Annotated in this window: 7 protein-coding genes; 5 read left to right on the top strand and 2 right to left on the bottom strand. The window is 66.2% G+C overall.

Translation table 11 applies throughout. The annotated features are described in order from the left end of the window. Nucleotides 1-60: 60 nt before the first annotated feature. Together glyQ and glyS are read left to right on the top strand one after the other, a co-directional pair. The gene (gene glyQ, locus AB4Y92_RS20285) at nt 61-996 is read left to right on the top strand and encodes a glycine--tRNA ligase subunit alpha (protein WP_441821314.1); all 936 of its coding nucleotides are present in this window, start codon (nt 61-63) and stop codon (nt 994-996) included. Between the two features lie 127 nt (nt 997-1,123). Next, entirely contained in the window at nt 1,124-3,271 is a 2,148-nt protein-coding gene (glyS, locus tag AB4Y92_RS20280; protein ID WP_441821313.1) for a glycine--tRNA ligase subunit beta, read from the top strand. 113 nt (nt 3,272-3,384) lie between these two features. On the opposite strand, the gene AB4Y92_RS20275 is transcribed toward glyS, so the two are convergent. Both AB4Y92_RS20275 and AB4Y92_RS20270 read right to left on the bottom strand, forming a co-directional pair. Then, the gene (locus AB4Y92_RS20275) at nt 3,385-6,285 is read right to left on the bottom strand and encodes a TonB-dependent receptor domain-containing protein (RefSeq protein WP_441821312.1); all 2,901 of its coding nucleotides are present in this window, start codon (nt 6,283-6,285) and stop codon (nt 3,385-3,387) included. Nucleotides 6,286-6,750: 465 nt separating this feature from the next. Then, nucleotides 6,751-9,666, bottom strand: coding sequence for a TonB-dependent receptor domain-containing protein (locus AB4Y92_RS20270; protein WP_441821311.1), 2,916 nt, complete (start codon nt 9,664-9,666; stop codon nt 6,751-6,753). A 234-nt stretch (nt 9,667-9,900) separates the two neighbouring features. Here AB4Y92_RS20270 and AB4Y92_RS20265 point away from each other — a divergent pair, with 234 nt between their 5' ends. The 3 genes from AB4Y92_RS20265 to AB4Y92_RS20255 all read left to right on the top strand — a co-directional run bounded on the left by AB4Y92_RS20265 (nt 9,901) and on the right by AB4Y92_RS20255 (nt 16,788). After that, a complete protein-coding gene (locus AB4Y92_RS20265; protein WP_441821310.1) occupies nt 9,901-11,907 on the top strand; it encodes an autotransporter assembly complex protein TamA in 2,007 nt (668 codons plus the stop codon). Between the two features lie 27 nt (nt 11,908-11,934). Continuing rightward, nucleotides 11,935-15,828: a translocation/assembly module TamB domain-containing protein gene (locus AB4Y92_RS20260; RefSeq protein WP_441821309.1), complete on the top strand. Its 3,894-nt coding sequence runs from the start codon at nt 11,935-11,937 to the stop codon at nt 15,826-15,828. Between the two features lie 120 nt (nt 15,829-15,948). Continuing rightward, nucleotides 15,949-16,788 (top strand): ADP-ribosylglycohydrolase family protein, encoded by an 840-nt coding sequence (locus AB4Y92_RS20255; RefSeq protein ID WP_441821308.1) that lies wholly within the window; start codon nt 15,949-15,951, stop codon nt 16,786-16,788. Nucleotides 16,789-16,813: the final 25 nt, after the last annotated feature.

Here is a 16,813-nt window from a genome sequence, read left to right as displayed (position 1 = left end):
GCCCTGTATTTGTAAGGCTCATGGCTATACTAACCCGCTTTGCTGCACTGCGATGAGACCATGAGCGCGAGCGACGCACCCCCTGCGGTGATCACCTTTCAAAGCATGATCCAGCGCCTGAACGCCTACTGGGCTGAACAGGGCTGCGTGTTGATCCAGCCGCTGGACCTGGAGGTCGGCGCAGGCACGTTCCACCCGGCCACGTTCCTGCGCGCGCTGGGTCCGGAGCCGTGGAACGCCGCCTACGTGCAGCCCTGCCGCCGTCCCACCGACGGCCGCTACGGCGACAACCCCAACCGCCTGCAGCGCTACTACCAGTACCAGGTGGCGATGAAGCCCAGCCCGGACAACATCGTCGAGCTGTACTTCGATTCGCTCAAGGCGCTGGGCGTGGACCCGCTGGTGCACGACCTGCGTCTGGTCGAGGACAACTGGGAATCGCCGACCCTCGGCGCCTGGGGCCTGGGCTGGGAAGTCTGGCTCAACGGCATGGAAGTCACGCAGTTCACCTATTTCCAGCAGGCCGGCGGCCTGGAGTGCCGGCCGGTGCTCGGCGAGATCACCTACGGTCTCGAACGCCTGTGCATGTACCTGCAGAACGTCGACAGCGTGTTCGACATCGTCTGGACCTACGGCCCCGACGGCCGCGCGGTGACCTACCGCGACGTCTACCACCAGAACGAAGTCGAGCAGAGCGCGTACAACTTCGAACACGCCGACGTGGCCGAGCTGTTCCACCGCTTCGACGCCTGCGAACGCGAAGCGGCCAAGCTGATCGAGCTGGGCCTGCCGCTGCCGGCCTACGACCAAGTGTGCAAGGCCTCGCATTCGTTCAACCTGCTCGACGCGCGCCGCGCGATCAGCGTGACCGAACGCCAGCGCTACATCCTGCGCGTGCGCAAGATCGCCCAGGGCGTGGCCGAAGCCTACTTCGCGCAGCGCGAAAAGCTCGGCTTTCCCGGCCTGAAGCAGACGCCGAAAGCGCAAGCCGCCTGATTCGCGCACAACCCCTGTCCCGCCTGCGGGAGAGGGGCGAGGGCGAGCGCACCGATCAACTTCAACCTCGCCGCATCGAGCGCGAGGCGTCTTCAAGAAACGAAGACAACACCGCAAAGGCCACCGCATGAGCACGACCCAACCTCTCCTGATCGAACTGGGCACCGAAGAACTGCCGGTCAAGGCGCTGTCCGGCCTGGCCCAGGCGTTCTTCGACGGCGTGCTCGACGGCCTGCACAAGCGCGGCATCGGTTTCGATCGCGACGGCGCCAAGCCGCTGTACACGCCGCGCCGCCTGGCGGTGCTGCTGCCCGCGGTGACGCTGCGGCAGCCGGAACAAAACAGCGAAGTGCTCGGCCCTTACCTCAACATCGCCCTCGATGCCGAGGGCCAGCCGACCAAGGCACTGCAGGGTTTCGCCGCCAAGGCCGGCATCGACTGGACGCAACTGGAAAAGACCAGCGACGCCAAGGGCGAGCGCTTCGTCCACCGCGCCAGCAAGCCCGGCGCCGACACCGCCAGCCTGCTGGGCGACATCGTGCGCGAGGCCATCGCCGCGATGCCGATTCCCAAGCCGATGCGCTGGGGCGATCACGACTATGGTTTCGCCCGGCCGATGCACTGGCTGGTGCTGTTGCTCGGCAACGAGGTGGTGCCCGCGGACATCCTGGGCGTGCGCAGCGATCGCGTCAGCCGCGGCCATCGCTTCATGCACGACCGGACCGTGTCGTTCAACGCGCCCGGCGATTACATCGAAGCGCTGCGCGCGGCCAAGGTGCTGGTCGATCCGGACGAACGCCGCGAACGCATCGTGCGCGAAGTCACCGCCGCGGCCGCGCAGGCCGGCGGCAGCGCGCGCATCGACGAGGGCATCCTGGAAGAGGTAAACGGCCTGACCGAATGGCCGGTGGCCGTGGCCTGCGGCTTCGAGCGCGAATTCCTCGCCGTGCCGCAGGAAGCCTTGATCGCGACGATGGAAGCCAACCAGAAGTTCTTCCCCGTGCTCGACGCGGCCGGCAAGCTCAGCGAGCGTTTCGTCGGCATCGCCAACATCGAAAGCCGCGACGTGAGCGAAGTGCGCAAGGGTTATGAGCGCGTGATCCGCCCGCGCTTCGCCGATGCGAAGTTCTTCTTCGACGAAGACCTCAAGCAGGGCCTGGCGTCGATGGGCGAAGGGCTGAAGACGGTGACCTATCAGGCCAAGCTGGGCAGCGTGGCCGACAAGGTCGCGCGCGTGACCGCGCTGGCGCAGGACGTGGCCTTGATCGCCGGCGTCGATCCGGCGCAGGCGCGCCGCGCCGCGGAGTTGTCCAAGAACGATCTGCAATCGCGCATGGTCAACGAATTTCCCGAATTGCAGGGCATCGCCGGCCGTTACTACGCCGCCGCCGCGAACGAGCCGGCGCAGGTTGCCGATGCGATCGACGAAGCCTACATGCCGCGTTTCGCCGGCGATGCGATCGCGCCGTCGCCGCTGGGCCGCGTGCTCGCGATCGCCGAGCGCCTGGACACGCTGGCCGGCGGCTTCGCGGCCGGCCTCAAGCCGACCGGCAACAAGGATCCTTTCAGCCTGCGCCGCAATGCCCTGGGTTTGGCGCGCACGCTGATCGAAGGCGAAATCGATCTGCCGCTGGGCGAGGCGCTGCAAAGCGCATTGGCTGCGGCCGCCACGGCGATCGCGCTGGAGGCCACGCGCAAGCAAACGCAGGCCGACGAAAGCGGCAAGGCGAAGCCCGCCGATGCGAAGGCCGCCGCGCCGACGGCCGATGAGCTGTACGACTTCGTGGTCGAACGTCTGCGCAGCTACTACACCGAGCGCAGTGTGCCGGGTCAGCAGTTCGACGCGGTCGCCGCCTTGCGCCTGCCGATGCTGCCCGACTTCGACCGCCGCCTCAACGCCATCGCCGAGTTCGCGAAACTGCCCGAAGCCGAGGCCCTCGCCGCGGCCAACAAGCGCAGCCGCAACATCCTCAGGAAAGTGGACGGCGACGTGCCGAGCGCGATCGACGCCGCGTTGTTCAACGAGCCGGCCGAACGCGAACTGGCGCAGGCCGTCGATGCCGCCGTCGCCGATACCGATCCCTTGCTCGCGCAGCGCGACTACGTCGCCGTGCTGGGCCGTCTGGCGCGCCTGCGTCCGCAGGTCGATGCTTTCTTCGACAAGGTGATGGTCAACGTGGACGACGCGGCGGTGCGCAACAACCGTTTGGCCTTGCTCAAGCGTCTGTCCGATCGCCTCGGCAGCGTCGCGGCGATCGAGCATTTGTCGGTCTGATGTGATCGCGGCGAGGTAAGCCCGCGCGACGCCGGCGTGTTTCGATCGCGGACAAAAAGAAAGGAGCCGGCTTGCGCCGGCTCCTTTTTTGTTGCGTGCAACCGTTGCCGCGATCAGAACTTGTAGTTCATGCCCACGTAGTACGCACGGCCGAGCACGTCGTACAGCGCCGAACCGAAGCCGGTGCCGAACAGGTTGGCCGGCGGATCGGAGTCGAACACGTTGGTGATGCCGGCGTAGACCTGCAGGCCGGTGTCCTTGAACGTGTAGCTGCCGCGCATGTCGTGGAACACGCCCGAACCGGCCCAGCTGACGTTGGTCTGCTTCGGGTTGGAGGCGTAGCTTTCGTTGGTCACGCGACGGCCGCCGGAAGCGAAGCGGGTCGACCAGTTGACGTCCCAGTTGTCGCGGCTGTAGCCGGCGCGCAGGGTGGCCTTCCATTCCGGGAAGCCCAGGGTCTTGTTGCTGTCGGTCTCGTCGTCCGGGTCTTCCTGGAACGGGAAGTTCTTGTAGCTCAGCACCTTGGTGGCGTTGAGGTCCCAACGCATGCGGCCGCCCCACAGGTCGTGGGTGTAGTACATCGCGATATCGACGCCGTCGGTCTCGATGGCCGAGATGTTCTGGTTGGTCGAGACGATGAAGTCGAGCTGGCCGTCGGCGCGGCGACGGGCGTTGGTGCAGTAGATGTTGTTGATGCCGGACGGCGAATCGACGCAGTGGTCGGCGGTCTGCTGGAAGTCGGGCGCCGAGATCGCGTTCTCGATCTTGACTTCCCAATAGTCGGCGTTGAAGCCGAAGCCTTCCAGGAAGGTCGGAGTGAACACGAAGCCGGCGGTCCAGCTGCGGCCGGTTTCCGGATCCAGGTCCGGGTTGCTGCCCGACAGGCCTTCGTTGGAGGAACCGACCTGATCCTGGAAGTTCGCCGGCAGGCCGAGCGCGGCGCAGTTGCGCGCGCGCACCGCCGGGTCCTTGCCGTTCGGGATCTCGGTCGCGTCGCACGGGTCATCGACGATGCCGAAGTTCTGCGACTGGCCGCCGAACAGTTCGTCGATGTTCGGTGCGCGCACCGCCGCCGACATGTTGCCGCGGATGCGCAGGCTGTCGTTGACCGCCCAATCCAGGTTGTAACGCCATGCGCGCGTGCTGCCGATGGTGTCGTACTTGGAGTAACGCGCGGCGGCGCCGACGGTCAGGCTCTTGATCAGCGGGATGTCGTGCAACAGCGGGATCGCCACTTCCGTCCACACTTCGCGGACGTTGTAGCTGCCGCGCGCGCTGGGAATGGCGTTGAGGAAGGTCTGGCCGGAGATGTCCAGCGGATCGTTGTTGGTCTCGCTGGTCTCGCGGCGGTACTCGACACCGGCGCCGAAGCTGATCGGACCGGCCGGCAGTTCGAACAGGTTGTTGTTGGTCAGCGAGCCGCCGGCCACGAACTGGGTCAGGCGGGTCTTGGAGATGGTGGTGGCGTTGAACCAGTCGCGCGCGGCCGGGTTGATGGCGCCGTCGCCGAAGATCGAGAACGGAATGCAGCTGGCCGCCACTTCCGGCGAGATGATGCCGTCGGGGCTGCTGGTGTTGTTGTAGAACGACTGATTGACGTGGGTCGGATCGATCTTCGAACGGCACACGATCTGGCCGCTGGACGGATCGACGACGGCGTCGAGGCCGGCGTAGAAGCGTTCCATGATGCGGTTGTTGAGGTTGCGGCGACGCTCCTGGGTGCGGCCGTAGTTGACCGAGGCGTCGTACAGCCAGCCGCTGTCGCCCAGCGCGCCTTCGGCGCCGAACACCACGCGGAAGGTCTGGCGCTCGGTGTCTTCGCCGCGCAGACCCGAGTCGAGGTCGTCGCGGGTCATGTTGATGTAGTCCAGATCGGCGGTCAGCGCCGCGAGGTCAGGACGGATGTAGGCGTTGTCCTTCTCGATGATGTGGAAGTTGTTCGTGCCGGCGAACGCCGCCGAGCCGAACGACTTGCTCGCGACCTTGCTGTACATGCCTTCGAAGTACAGGCGGTTGTCCTGGTTCAGGTCGAAGCTGGCGACCGAGCTGACCGTGGTGCGCTTGTAGTCGGGCTGCAGCTGGGTCTGATCGTTGGTCAGGCCTTCGCAGTCCTGGCAGTTGCTGCGGTTGTCGTAGATGCCGTTGAAGCGCTGCTTGCGCACGCTGCCGTCGGGATTGAAGACGTAGCGCTGGGTCGGATCGCGCGGGCTGCCGAGCGAGAACGCGCCGCCGGTGGTGTAGATGTAGTTGCGCGAGTTGGGCAGCAACAGACCGTCGTAGGCGCCGCCCGGGGTGAGCACGGTGGCGTAGTTCTGATGGCCGAAGCGGTCCGGGAACCACAGCGGGTCCTGCTGGCTGTGCTCGATCGACACGGCGACGTTGCCGCGGTCGTCGGCGAAGTTGGTGCCGGCGGTGAACGAGAACAGGCGCTCCTTGAAGCCGCCGTGCTGGCTGTCGCCGATCTGCACGTGGGCATTGGCGCCCTCGTACTTCTTCTTGAGGATGAAGTTGACCACGCCGGAGACCGCGTCGGCGCCGTACACCGCGGACGCGCCGCCGGTGATGACTTCCACGCGCTCGACCCAGTCGGCCGGGATCAGGTTGGTATCGACCGAGGACGTACCGGCCGAGGCGCCGACCATGCGGCGACCGTTGACCAGCACCAGGGTGCGGGCGGTGCCGAGGTTGCGCAGATCCTGCATGGCCACGCCGGCGGTGCCGATGAAGCGGCCGGAGTTGCCCATCGTGAAGGTGGTGGCCAGCTGCGGCATCGTGGTCAGCAGGTCGCCGATGTTGACCGCGCCGGTGGCCTTGATGTCTTCCGCGGTCAGCACGCTGACCGGGGCGGGCGATACGACGTTCGGGTTGGAAATGCGCGAACCGGTGACGGTGACGGCTTCGATCTTGGTGATGCTGTCGTCGTTCGACGCGGCGTTCGCCTGCTGGGCGTAGGCCGGCGCGACCGCGCTGACCAGCGCAGTGCAGACAGCCGTGGTGAGCAGTTTTCTATTCACGAAAGTGGACTCCTGAAATGTGCAATGACATCGCTTCCTTACCGTGCGACTTCCCTGGTGTTGGAAGGCTGGATTAGGTGTGGTCAGAGGAGATCCCGAGTGCCCGTCGCGCAGCCCCCCGCGCGTACGGCCAGTTCCCCTGGCGCCGAAATTACGGACTCTTAACGAAAGATGCAACGAACTGTGCAAAGTCTCGTTAAAAAATATGTAACAAATACAATTGGTTAGCCGAAGCGTCATTCTTTGCCGAATTTGGCCGAATGGCCGAATTCAGGGCTGCCTAGGCCGCTGTGCGGTTGTTTTTTCGAAGGATTTCAGGGTCATACGGGGCGGACGGGGCGCCTGACGGGCGCGCGAGCGGGCCGGCGGCGGCGCGGGTCGCCGGTCTCCGCAAACGAAAGAGCCGGCTTGCGCCGGCTCTTGCGATAAAGCTCTAACGATGGTGCCGGACGGCTACACGTTCGATCAGAAGAACTTGTAGTTCACGCCGACGTAGTAGGCGCGGCCGATCTGGTCGTACAGGCCCGAACCGAAGCCGGTGCCGAACAGATTGACCGGCGGATCGGAGTCGAACACGTTGGTGATGCCGCCGTAGATCTGCCAGCCGGTGTCCTTGATCGTGAAGCTGCCGCGCACGTCGTGGGCGACGCCGGAGCCGGCGTTGTAGACGTTGACCGACTTCGGATTCGAGCGGTAGGTCTCGTTGGTCACGCGCAGGCCGCCGTCGGCGTAGCGGGTGTTCCAGTTCACGTCCCAGTTGTCGCGGGTGTAGCCCACGCGCAGGGTGGCCTTCCATTCCGGGAAGCCCAGGGTCTTGTTCTGGTCGACCGTCTCGTCCTTTTCCTCCTGGAACGGGAAGTCGGTGTAGCCCAGCACCTTGGTCGCGTTGAGGTCCCAACGCATGCGGCCGCCCCACAGGTCGTGGGAGTAGTAAACGCCGATGTCCACGCCGTCGGTTTCGGTGGCGGCGATGTTCTGGTTGATCGAAACCAGGAAGTCGATCTGGCCGTCCGGACCGCGGCGGGTGTTGGTGCAGTAGATGTTGTTGATGCCGGCCGGGTTATCGACGCAGCGGTCGGCGGTCTGCTGGAAGCTCGGCGCGCCGATCGCGTCGGTGATGCGGATCTTCCAGTAGTCCACGTTCATGCCGAAGCCTTCCAGGAAGGTCGGAGTGAACACGAAGCCGGCGGTCCAGCTGCGGCCGGTTTCCGGATCCAGGTCCGGGTTGCTGCCCGACAGGCCCTCGTTGGTGGCCGAGAAGGTGTCTTCGAAGTCGGCCGGCAGGCCCAGCGCGGCGCAGTTGCGGGCGCGCACGGCCGGGTCCTTGCCGTTGCGGATGTTGAGCACGTCGCAGGGATCGGCGACGCCGCCGAAGTTCTGCGACTGGCCGCCGAACAGTTCGTCGATGTTCGGCGCGCGCACGGCCGCCGACATGTTGCCGCGCAGACGCAGGCTGTCGTTGATCGCCCAGTCCAGGTTGTAACGCCAGGCCTTGGTGCTGCCGATGGTGTCGTACTTGGAATAACGCGCGGCGGCGCCGACGGTCAGGCTCTTGATCAGCGGCAGGTCGTGCAGCAGCGGGATCGCCACTTCCGTCCAGATTTCGCGGACGTTGTAGGCACCGCCGGAGTTCGGGATCGCGTTGAGGAAGGTCTGGCCGGAGATGTCCAGCGGATCGTTGATGGTCTGGCTGGTCTCGCGGCGGTACTCGACACCGGCGCCGAAGCTGACCGGACCGGCCGGCAGTTCGAACAGGTTGTTGTTGGTCAGCGAACCGCCGGCGACGAACTGGGTCAGGCGCGCCTTGGAGATGGTGGTGGCGTTGAACCAGTTGGCCGCGCCCGGGCTGATCGCGTTTTCGCCGAAGATCGAGAACGGAATGCAGCTGGCCGCGACTTCCGGCGAGATGATGCCGTCGGGGCTGGCGGTGTTGTTGAAGTACGCCAGATTGACGTGGGTCGGATCGATCTTCGAACGGCACACGATGTTGCCGTTGGCGTCCTTCACCGCATCCAGGCCGGCGTAGAACTTCTCCAGCACGCGGTTGTTGAGGTTGCGGCGACGCTCGTGGGTACGGCCGTAGTTGACCGACACGTCGTACAGCCAGTTGCTGTCGCTGCCGAACGCCGCGCCTTCGGCGCCGAACACCACGCGCGCGGTCTGGCGGTCGGTGTCTTCGCCGCGGAAGCCCGAATCCACGTCGTTACGCGCGACGTTGATGCTCGGACGCGCGCCGATGATCGCCAGCAGCTCCGGCGTCATGTAGGCGTTGTCGCGCTCGATGATGTGCGGGTTGCCGGTGGCGCCGAACGCCGAGGAGAAGTGCGACTTGCTGGAGACCTTGCTGTACATGCCTTCGAAGTACAGGCGGTGATCCTGGTTCAGATCGAAGCCGGCCACCGCGCTGATGGTGTCGCGCTTGTACTTGGGCTGCAGCTGCAGGTCCTGGTTGCCGTCGAGGCGATCGCAGTTCGAGCAGGTGGCGTTGCTGTTGCGGTCCACCGCGCCGTCGAAGCGCTGCTTGCGCACCTTGCCGCCGGCGTCGAACACGTAGCGCAGGGCCGGGTTGAAGTTGCTGCCCAGCGAGAACGTGCCGCCCTTGGTGATGGTGTAGTTGCCGGCATCGCCCAGCAGGGTGGTGTCGTAGCCGGTGCCCGGCGTACGCAGGCCGCGATAGGCCTGGTGGCCGAAGCGGTCGGGGAACTGCAGATCGTCCTGCTGACTGTGCTCGAAGGACAGCGCGTAGTTGCCGCGGTCTTCGGCGAAGTTGCCGCCGCCGGTGACCGAGATGAACTGCTTGCCGAAGCTGCCGTGCTGGCTGTCGCCGATCTGCGCGTGCAGGTTGGCGCCTTCGTACTTCTTCTTGAGGATGAAGTTGACCACGCCGGAGACCGCGTCGGCGCCGTACACCGCGGACGCGCCGCCGGTGATGACTTCCACGCGCTCGACCCAGTCGGCCGGAATCAGGTTGGTATCGACCGCCGAGGTGCCGGCCGAGGCGCCGACCATGCGGCGACCGTTGACCAGCACCAGGGTGCGGGCGGTGCCGAGGTTGCGCAGGTCCTGCATCGCCACGCCGGCGGTGCCGATGAAGCGGCCGGAGTTGCCCATCGTGAAGGTGGTGGCCAGCTGCGGCATCGTGGTCAGCAGGTCGCCGATGTTGATGGCGCCGGTGGCCTTGATGTCTTCCGCGGTCAGCACGCTGACCGGAGCGGGCGAGACGACGTTCGGGTTGGAGATGCGCGAGCCGGTGACGGTGACCGTCTCGATCCGGGTGACGTCATCGTTTGAAGCGGTAGCCGCCGCCTGCTGGGCGTAAGCCGGTGCGACTGCGCTGACCAGCGCGGTGCAGACAGCAGTGGTCAAAATTTTTCTATTCACGAAGTGGACTCCTGGAATATGCAATGACATTGCTTCCCTACCTTGTGACTTCCTTTATGGAAGGGCGGGACGGTCTTTTATCTAGGAGATTCCGAGTGCCGGCAGCGCAGCCCCCCGCGCTTACGGCCAGTTCCCCTGGCATCGAAATTACGACTTCTTAACGCTGGATGCAACGAATGTGCAAAGCCTGAGGCCAAAGTCAGCAAACAGAGTCACCGCCAACCGGTTATCCTGATGGCTATGCCATTGATCCCCCGCCTTTTTTTCGTCTTTTCCACCGTTGCAGCGGGGTTTGGGGCCGTTGGCCCCGCCTGGGGCGCCAAGGTCGGCAAAGTCGAGATTCGCGGCCTCGACGAGGCCATGACCCATAACGTCCGGGTTTCGCTGTCCCTGGTGGACACCATCGACAAGGACGTGTCCGGGCGCCGCCTGGGCTATCTGTTGCGCGAGGCCGAGAACGAGACCCGCGAGGCGCTGGAGCCGTTCGGCTACTACTCGCCGACCATCAAGATCGAGGATTCGCGCGGAACTCGCCGCATCGCCACCCCGGCCGGCACCGATCCGACCGCGCCGGCCGACCCCGCCGATGCCGCCACCGGTCCGGCCGCCGCCGCCGATCCGCCCGCCGGCGATACCGCCACGAACCCGGCCGGCACCAACGCCGATCCGGCCACGGGCCCGGCCGGCACCGCCGCCGATCCGGCCGCCACCGCCGCGGCGCGCGCGGCCTCGCCGCCGATCACCGTCATCATCACCGTGGACAAGGGCGAGCCGGTCAAAGTGCGCCGTTCCGACATCGCTATCCTCGGCGCCGGCAGCGACGACCGTTATCTCAAGCAGGACCTGGCCGCGTTCCGGCCCGGCCCGGGGCAGGTGTTCGACCACGCTGCTTACGAGGCCAGCAAGACCAAGATCAGCCGGCGGTTAGCGGAACGTGGCTACTTCGATGCTGATTTCTCTTCGCGGCGGGTGGAAATTACTCGCGCGGAACATGCGGCTGCCATTGACTTGGTCTGGACCAGCGGCCAGCGCTACGACATGGGCCCGATCAGCTTCGAGCAGACGCCCAAGCGGATCATCCGCGACAGCCTGCTGGAGCGGCTGGTGTACTGGGAACAGGGCAGCTACTACCACCAGCGCAAGCTCGACACCTTTCGCGAATCGCTGGCGCGGCTGGATTATTTCTCCAGCATCGATATCGAGCCGCAGCCGGAAAACGCCGTGGACGGGCAGATTCCGGTCAAGGTCACGCTGACCCCGGCCAAGCGCAGCATCTACACCTCCGGCCTGAGCTACGGCACCGACAGTGGCGCCGGCGTGCGCCTGGGCGTGGAGCGTCGCTATATCAACGATCGCGGCCACAAGGCGCTGGCGCAGATCGACTTCGCCCAGCGGCGCAAGACCGCGACCTTGCAATACCGCATTCCCGCTTTCGCCTGGCTCGACGGCTGGTACACCTTCAGCCTGCAGGGCGCGGACGAACAGACCGACTACATCGATTCGCGCCGGATCGAACTGGTCGCCAGCCGCAGCGGCAAGATCAATCAGCGCTGGACCGCGACCGCCTCGCTGCACGGCCTGCGCGAGCGCTGGGCCTATGCCGACGAAGACGACAACGATCCGACCACGCCGATCGATTACCGCACCGCGACCTTCCTGTATCCCTCGCTGCGCGCGGAATACATCGACGCCGACGACCGCCTGTATCCGCGCAACGGCATCAGCGCCACCGGCCTGCTGCGCGGCGGCCTGGAGGCGCTGGGCTCGGACGCCAACTTCCTGCAGGCGCAGGTCACCGCGCGCTGGTACAAGGGCCTGGGCGAGCGCAGCCGCCTGATCACCCGCGGCGAACTCGGCCACACCTTCACCAACGCTCTGGTGGATCTGCCGCCGTCGCTGCGTTTCTACGCCGGCGGCGATCGCAGCATCCGCGGTTACGAATGGCGCGAAGTCGGCCCGCGCATTCCGGCGATTCCCGGCCGCAAGGCCTTCGCGCTCGGCGCCAAGAACGTGATCACCGGCAGCGTCGAATTCGAGCAGTACTTCAACGAAAGCTGGGGCGCGGCGGTGTTCGTGGACAGCGGCAGCGCCTTCGACGACAGTCCGGACATGCGCACCGGCGTCGGCGTCGGCGTGCGCTGGCGCTCTCCGGTCGGCCCGTTGCGGGTCGATATCGCACGCGGCCTGGATCACCCCGATTCGGGCTTCCAGCTCTATCTCAATATCGGCGCCGATCTGTAAGGCGCGGCAAGGACGAACCGGCAACACATGAGCGATACGCCCCCGCCTTCGCAGACCCCGACCGCGCACGAGCTGTTGCTCGAACGCCGCCGCCGCCGCCGCGCCGCCGCCAAACGCTGGGCCTGGCGCAGCAGCCTGGCGGCCGCGGCGCTGACCTTGTTGATCGCCTTCGCGGTGTATTGGTTGATCGCCACCATCGCCGGCCGCGACCTGTTGCTGGCGCAGATCGTCGCGCGATTGCCGGCCGATTCCAGTTTCAGCTGGCGCGCTGCCGAAGGCCCGGTGTCGGGCCCGCTGACCTTGCGCGGCGTGCGCTTCGCCTACAAGAAAACCGTGTTCACCGCCGATCGCATCTACATCGATCCGTCCCTGCGTCCGCTGCTGGGACGCAAGCTGCGACTGGATGCGCTGCAGGTGCAGAACGCCACCTTGGACATCGAAAAAAGCGACGAGCCGTTCGAGCTGCCGCGCTGGCCCGAGGTGTTGCCGCAGATCGAGCCGCCGCTGGCGGTGCAGGCCGACGACGTGCGCATCGACGGCTTCAAGATCAGCCAGGGCGGCGAGCACATCATCGAGGTGCGGCAATTGCGCGGCGGCCTGGATGCGCAGTCGGGCAAGCTGCATGTGGAAAAAATCGACGCGGTCACCGACCGCGGCCATTTCACCGTGCACGGCGACTACCAGCCGCGCAAGGATTTTAGAACCGATCTGGTCGCCACCGCGGTGCTTCCCAGCGCCGCGGGCCGCACGCCGCCGCGCCTGGGTTTGGTCGCGCGCGGCGATCTGTCGCGCATGGACGTGGCCGTGGGCGGCGCCGCGCCGGGACCGGTGCACATCACCGCGACGCTGCGCGGCAAGGACGATCCGACCTGGCAAGTGCATGCGCGCAGCGACGCGCTCGACATCGGCCTGCTGACTTCGCCCGATGCCAAGCCCAGCGACACGCCGATGGCCTTGCGCTTCGATGTGACCGGTGTCGGCGGCAAGGCCGATCTGAACGGCGAATTCCGCCAGGGCGATCTGGCCGTGACCGTGTTGCCGTCGAAGGTGTCGCTGAAGGATCAGGTGCTCGACGTGCAGCCGTTGGCGCTGAAGCTGTTCGACGGCACCGCGACCCTGCGCGGCCACGCCGATTTCACCGACGCCGACAACGGCCAATTCAAGTTTTCGATCAACGCGCGCGGCCTGACCTGGGGCGGCAAGGCCGCGCCGACGACGTTGAAGTCGGTCGCCAAGCCTTCGCAGGCGGCGCAGACGCCCGCCACGCCGGCGGTGACGCTGGAGCGCGCCGACCTGGGCTTCGCCGGCACGGTCAAGGCCTGGGCGGCGATCGGCGACGCCCGCCTGCTGCGCGACAAGCAGGCGGCGACGATCGAGTTCGACGGCCGCGGCGACGATCAACGCATGACCTTGAAAACACTCAAGGCGAAGATGCCGACCGGTCTGCTCGACGGCAGCGGCGATGTCGCCTGGGCGCCGAAACTGGGCTGGGATTTCAAGGCCACGCTGTCGGGGTTCGATCCGGGTTATTTCGCCCCGGAATTCAAGGGCGCCATCGACGGCAAGATCGCCACCACCGGCACCACCCGCGACGACGGCGGCCTGGAGATCAAGGCCAATGCCGATCAGCTGGGCGGGCGCCTGCGCGATCGTCCGCTCGGCGGCCGCGGCAGTTTCGTCATGCATGGCGCCGCGCCGGGCAAGAGCGACGACGGCTATGAAGGCGATGTCGCCCTGACCCTCGGCGGCAGCCGCATCGAGGCCAAGGGCAAGTACGCGCAAGCCATCGATGTCGATGCCAAGTTCGCGCCGCTGCAGCTCAACGATCTGCTGCCGAGTGCGGCCGGCAGCCTCAACGGCACGGTGAAGCTGACCGGCGCGCACGATGCGCCCAACATCGATGCGGACCTGACCGGCAGCGGCTTGAAGTACGGCGACTACAAGGCCGCCAGTTTCAGCGCCAAGGGCCGTTTGCCCTGGCGCGGCCGCGGCGGCGAACTGGCGCTGCGCGCGAGCGAACTCGACGCCGGCATCGCGCTGTCGTCGCTGAGCGTGGATGCGCACGGCGCGGTCGAAGCCTTGCAGTTGCAATTGCAGGCGCGCAGCGAGGTGGCCAATCTCGATCTGTCCGGCAATGCGGAAAAACGCGGCGCGACCTGGCAGGGCGCGTTGGCGTCGCTGCAACTGGCGCCGAGCAAGGGCGCATCGTGGAAGTTGCAGCAGCCCGCGCAATACCGTTGGGACGGGCGCAACGGCGCGCTGACCAATGCCTGTCTGGCCTCCAGCAGCGGCGGTTCGTTGTGCGCGAGCGCCGACTGGCCGCGACGCGGCGTCGAGCTCAAGGGCCAGGGCCTGCCGTTGTTGCTGGCGCAAGCGTATCTGCCCGAACGCAGCGACAAACGGCCGTGGATTCTGCGCGGCGAGATCGCCCTCGACGGCGAACTGCGCCCGGTCGGCAACGCCTGGCGCGGCCAGTTCAACGTCAGTTCCAGCGGCGGCGGCCTGAAGTTCAGCGAGCGCTCGCGGCGTGAGTTGGTGCGCTACAACGAGCTCTCGCTCAAGGCCAGTTTCGATCCGAACAAACTCAACGCCGAGATCAAGGCCGGCTTCAACGACGACGGCCGCATCGAGGCCACGGTCAGCACCGGCTGGGACGCGTTCGCGCCGCTGGCGGGCAATGTCGCGGTCGACACCGACGAACTGACCTGGATCGAATTGTTCTCGCCGGACATCGTCGAACCCAAGGGCAAGCTGGAAGGCCGCATCAGCCTGGCCGGCACGCGTTCCAAGCCGCTGCTGGGCGGACAGGCGCGGCTGTCGCAGTTCACCACCGAAGTGCCGTCGCTGGGCATCGTGCTGCAAGACGGCGACGTGCGCCTGGACGCGCAGCCCGACGGCAGCGCGCGCATCGCCGGCAGCGTGCGCTCGGGCGAGGGCACGCTCAACATCGACGGCACCTTGGGCTGGCAGGGCGACGACACGCCGCTGGTGTTGAACGTGCGCGGCAGCAACGTGCTCGCTTCGGACACGCGCGATCTGCGCGCGGTCGCCAATCCCGAACTCACCGTGCGTTACGCGGCCAAGCAGCCGTTGAACGTTACCGGCAAGGTCACGATTCCCTCGGCGCGGATCGATCTGGAGCGCCTGGATCAAGGCGTGTCGGTGTCCGAGGACGTGGTGGTGCTCGATCCGGTCGATCCGGAAGACACCGGCGCTTCGCCGCTGGAACTCGACCTGACTCTGGCCATCGGCGACGACGTCAAACTCAACGGCTTCGGCCTGGACGGCAAGCTCGGCGGGCAGATGCGCGTGCGCTCCAAGCCCGGGCGCGAGATGACCGCCAGCGGCGCGCTCAACATCGAAGGCCGCTACACCGCCTACGGGCAGAAGCTGCAGATCACCCGCGGCAATCTCAACTGGAACAACGGCCCGGTGTCGGACCCGATTCTGGACGTGCGCGCCGAGCGCGAAGTCGGCGCGGTCAAGGCCGGCGTGGACATCAGCGGCCGGGTCAGCGCGCCGCAGGTCAACGTCTGGTCCGATCCGGCCAGTTCGCAATCCGAAGCGCTGGCGTATCTGGCGCTGGGCCGTCCCTTGTCGTCGGCCAGCGGCGACGAGAACAAGCAGCTCAACGCCGCCAGCGCCGCGCTGTCGGCCGGCGGCGGCCTGCTGGCCTCGCAGCTCGGCGCCAAGATCGGCCTGGACGACGCCGGCGTGATGGAGAGCCGCGCGCTCGGCGGCTCGGTGCTGGGCGTCGGCAAATACCTGTCGCCGCGCTTGTACGTCGGTTACGGCGTGTCGTTGCTGGGCACCGGTCAGGTGCTGACCTTGAAGTATCTGCTGCGCAAGGGTTTCGATATCGAAATCGAATCGAGCACTTTGGAAAATCGCGCTTCGATCAACTGGCGCAAGGAAAAATAGGCCGAATCGCTCCAGGACGGTCAAAATCCCGGCGCGCTCCTACGCTGGCAAAGCGCGACCGGCTAGACTACGCGCGACCGGCGTCGTGGTGATGCGGACTTCATCTCAAGGAGGATCGGCATGTTATTGGAACTGGCCATCGGCGACGCCTACGGCGCCGGCTTCGAGTACGCTGCTGACCGCATCGTGCGCGAGCGCAATAGCGGCGATATCTACATCCAGCATCCACGCCACGCCATCACGCCGGGATGTTATACCGACGATACCCAAATGAGCATCGCAATCGCCGAAGCCATCGCCGACGGGGACCAATGGACATCCGAGGCACTCGCCGAACGCTTTGTGACTGCATTCAGGCGTGATCCGCGCGAAGGCTATGCCAGTCGGTTTCATGCGTTCTTGCTTGAAGTGGATGACGCTGCTGATTTCGTCGCCCGCATCCGTCCCGACAGCGCCAAGAGCGGCGCGGCGATGCGTGCCTCACCGATCGGCGTGTTCGCCTCTACCGATGAAGTGATCCAGCGAGCGACGTTGCAGGCGCGGATCACCCACGACACGCCCGGTGGTATCGATTCGGCGATCGCCGCGGCATTGAGTACCCATTACTTCATCCATGAACATGGCCCGAAATCCGAGCTTGCGGCCTTCATCGCTGCCCGGGTGCCGGGACCGTGGGAACTCGCGTGGAAGGGCAAGGTCGGAGCGGAAGGCGTGGACAGCGTGCGCGCGGCAATAACCGCTGTGATCGCGCACTCGTCGATGAGCGACTTGCTGCGCGCCTGCATTGCCTACACCGGCGATGTCGATACTGTGGCGACGATCGCGTTGGCCGCTGGAGCGCATTGCACGGAAATCGCGCAGGACCTCCCGGCATCTCTCTATGACGGGTTGGAGAATGGTCCGTTCGGCCGCGACTTCCTGCGTGATCTGGACCTGCGCTTGATGGGGCGCGCGGCATGATGTCCGCACACCGGACACAGAATCT

Origin of the sequence: Lysobacter sp. TAB13, from assembly GCF_052113885.1 — a bacterium.
Lineage (GTDB): Bacteria > Pseudomonadota > Gammaproteobacteria > Xanthomonadales > Xanthomonadaceae > Lysobacter > Lysobacter gummosus.
This window is presented reverse-complemented; position numbering and strand designations above follow the sequence as displayed.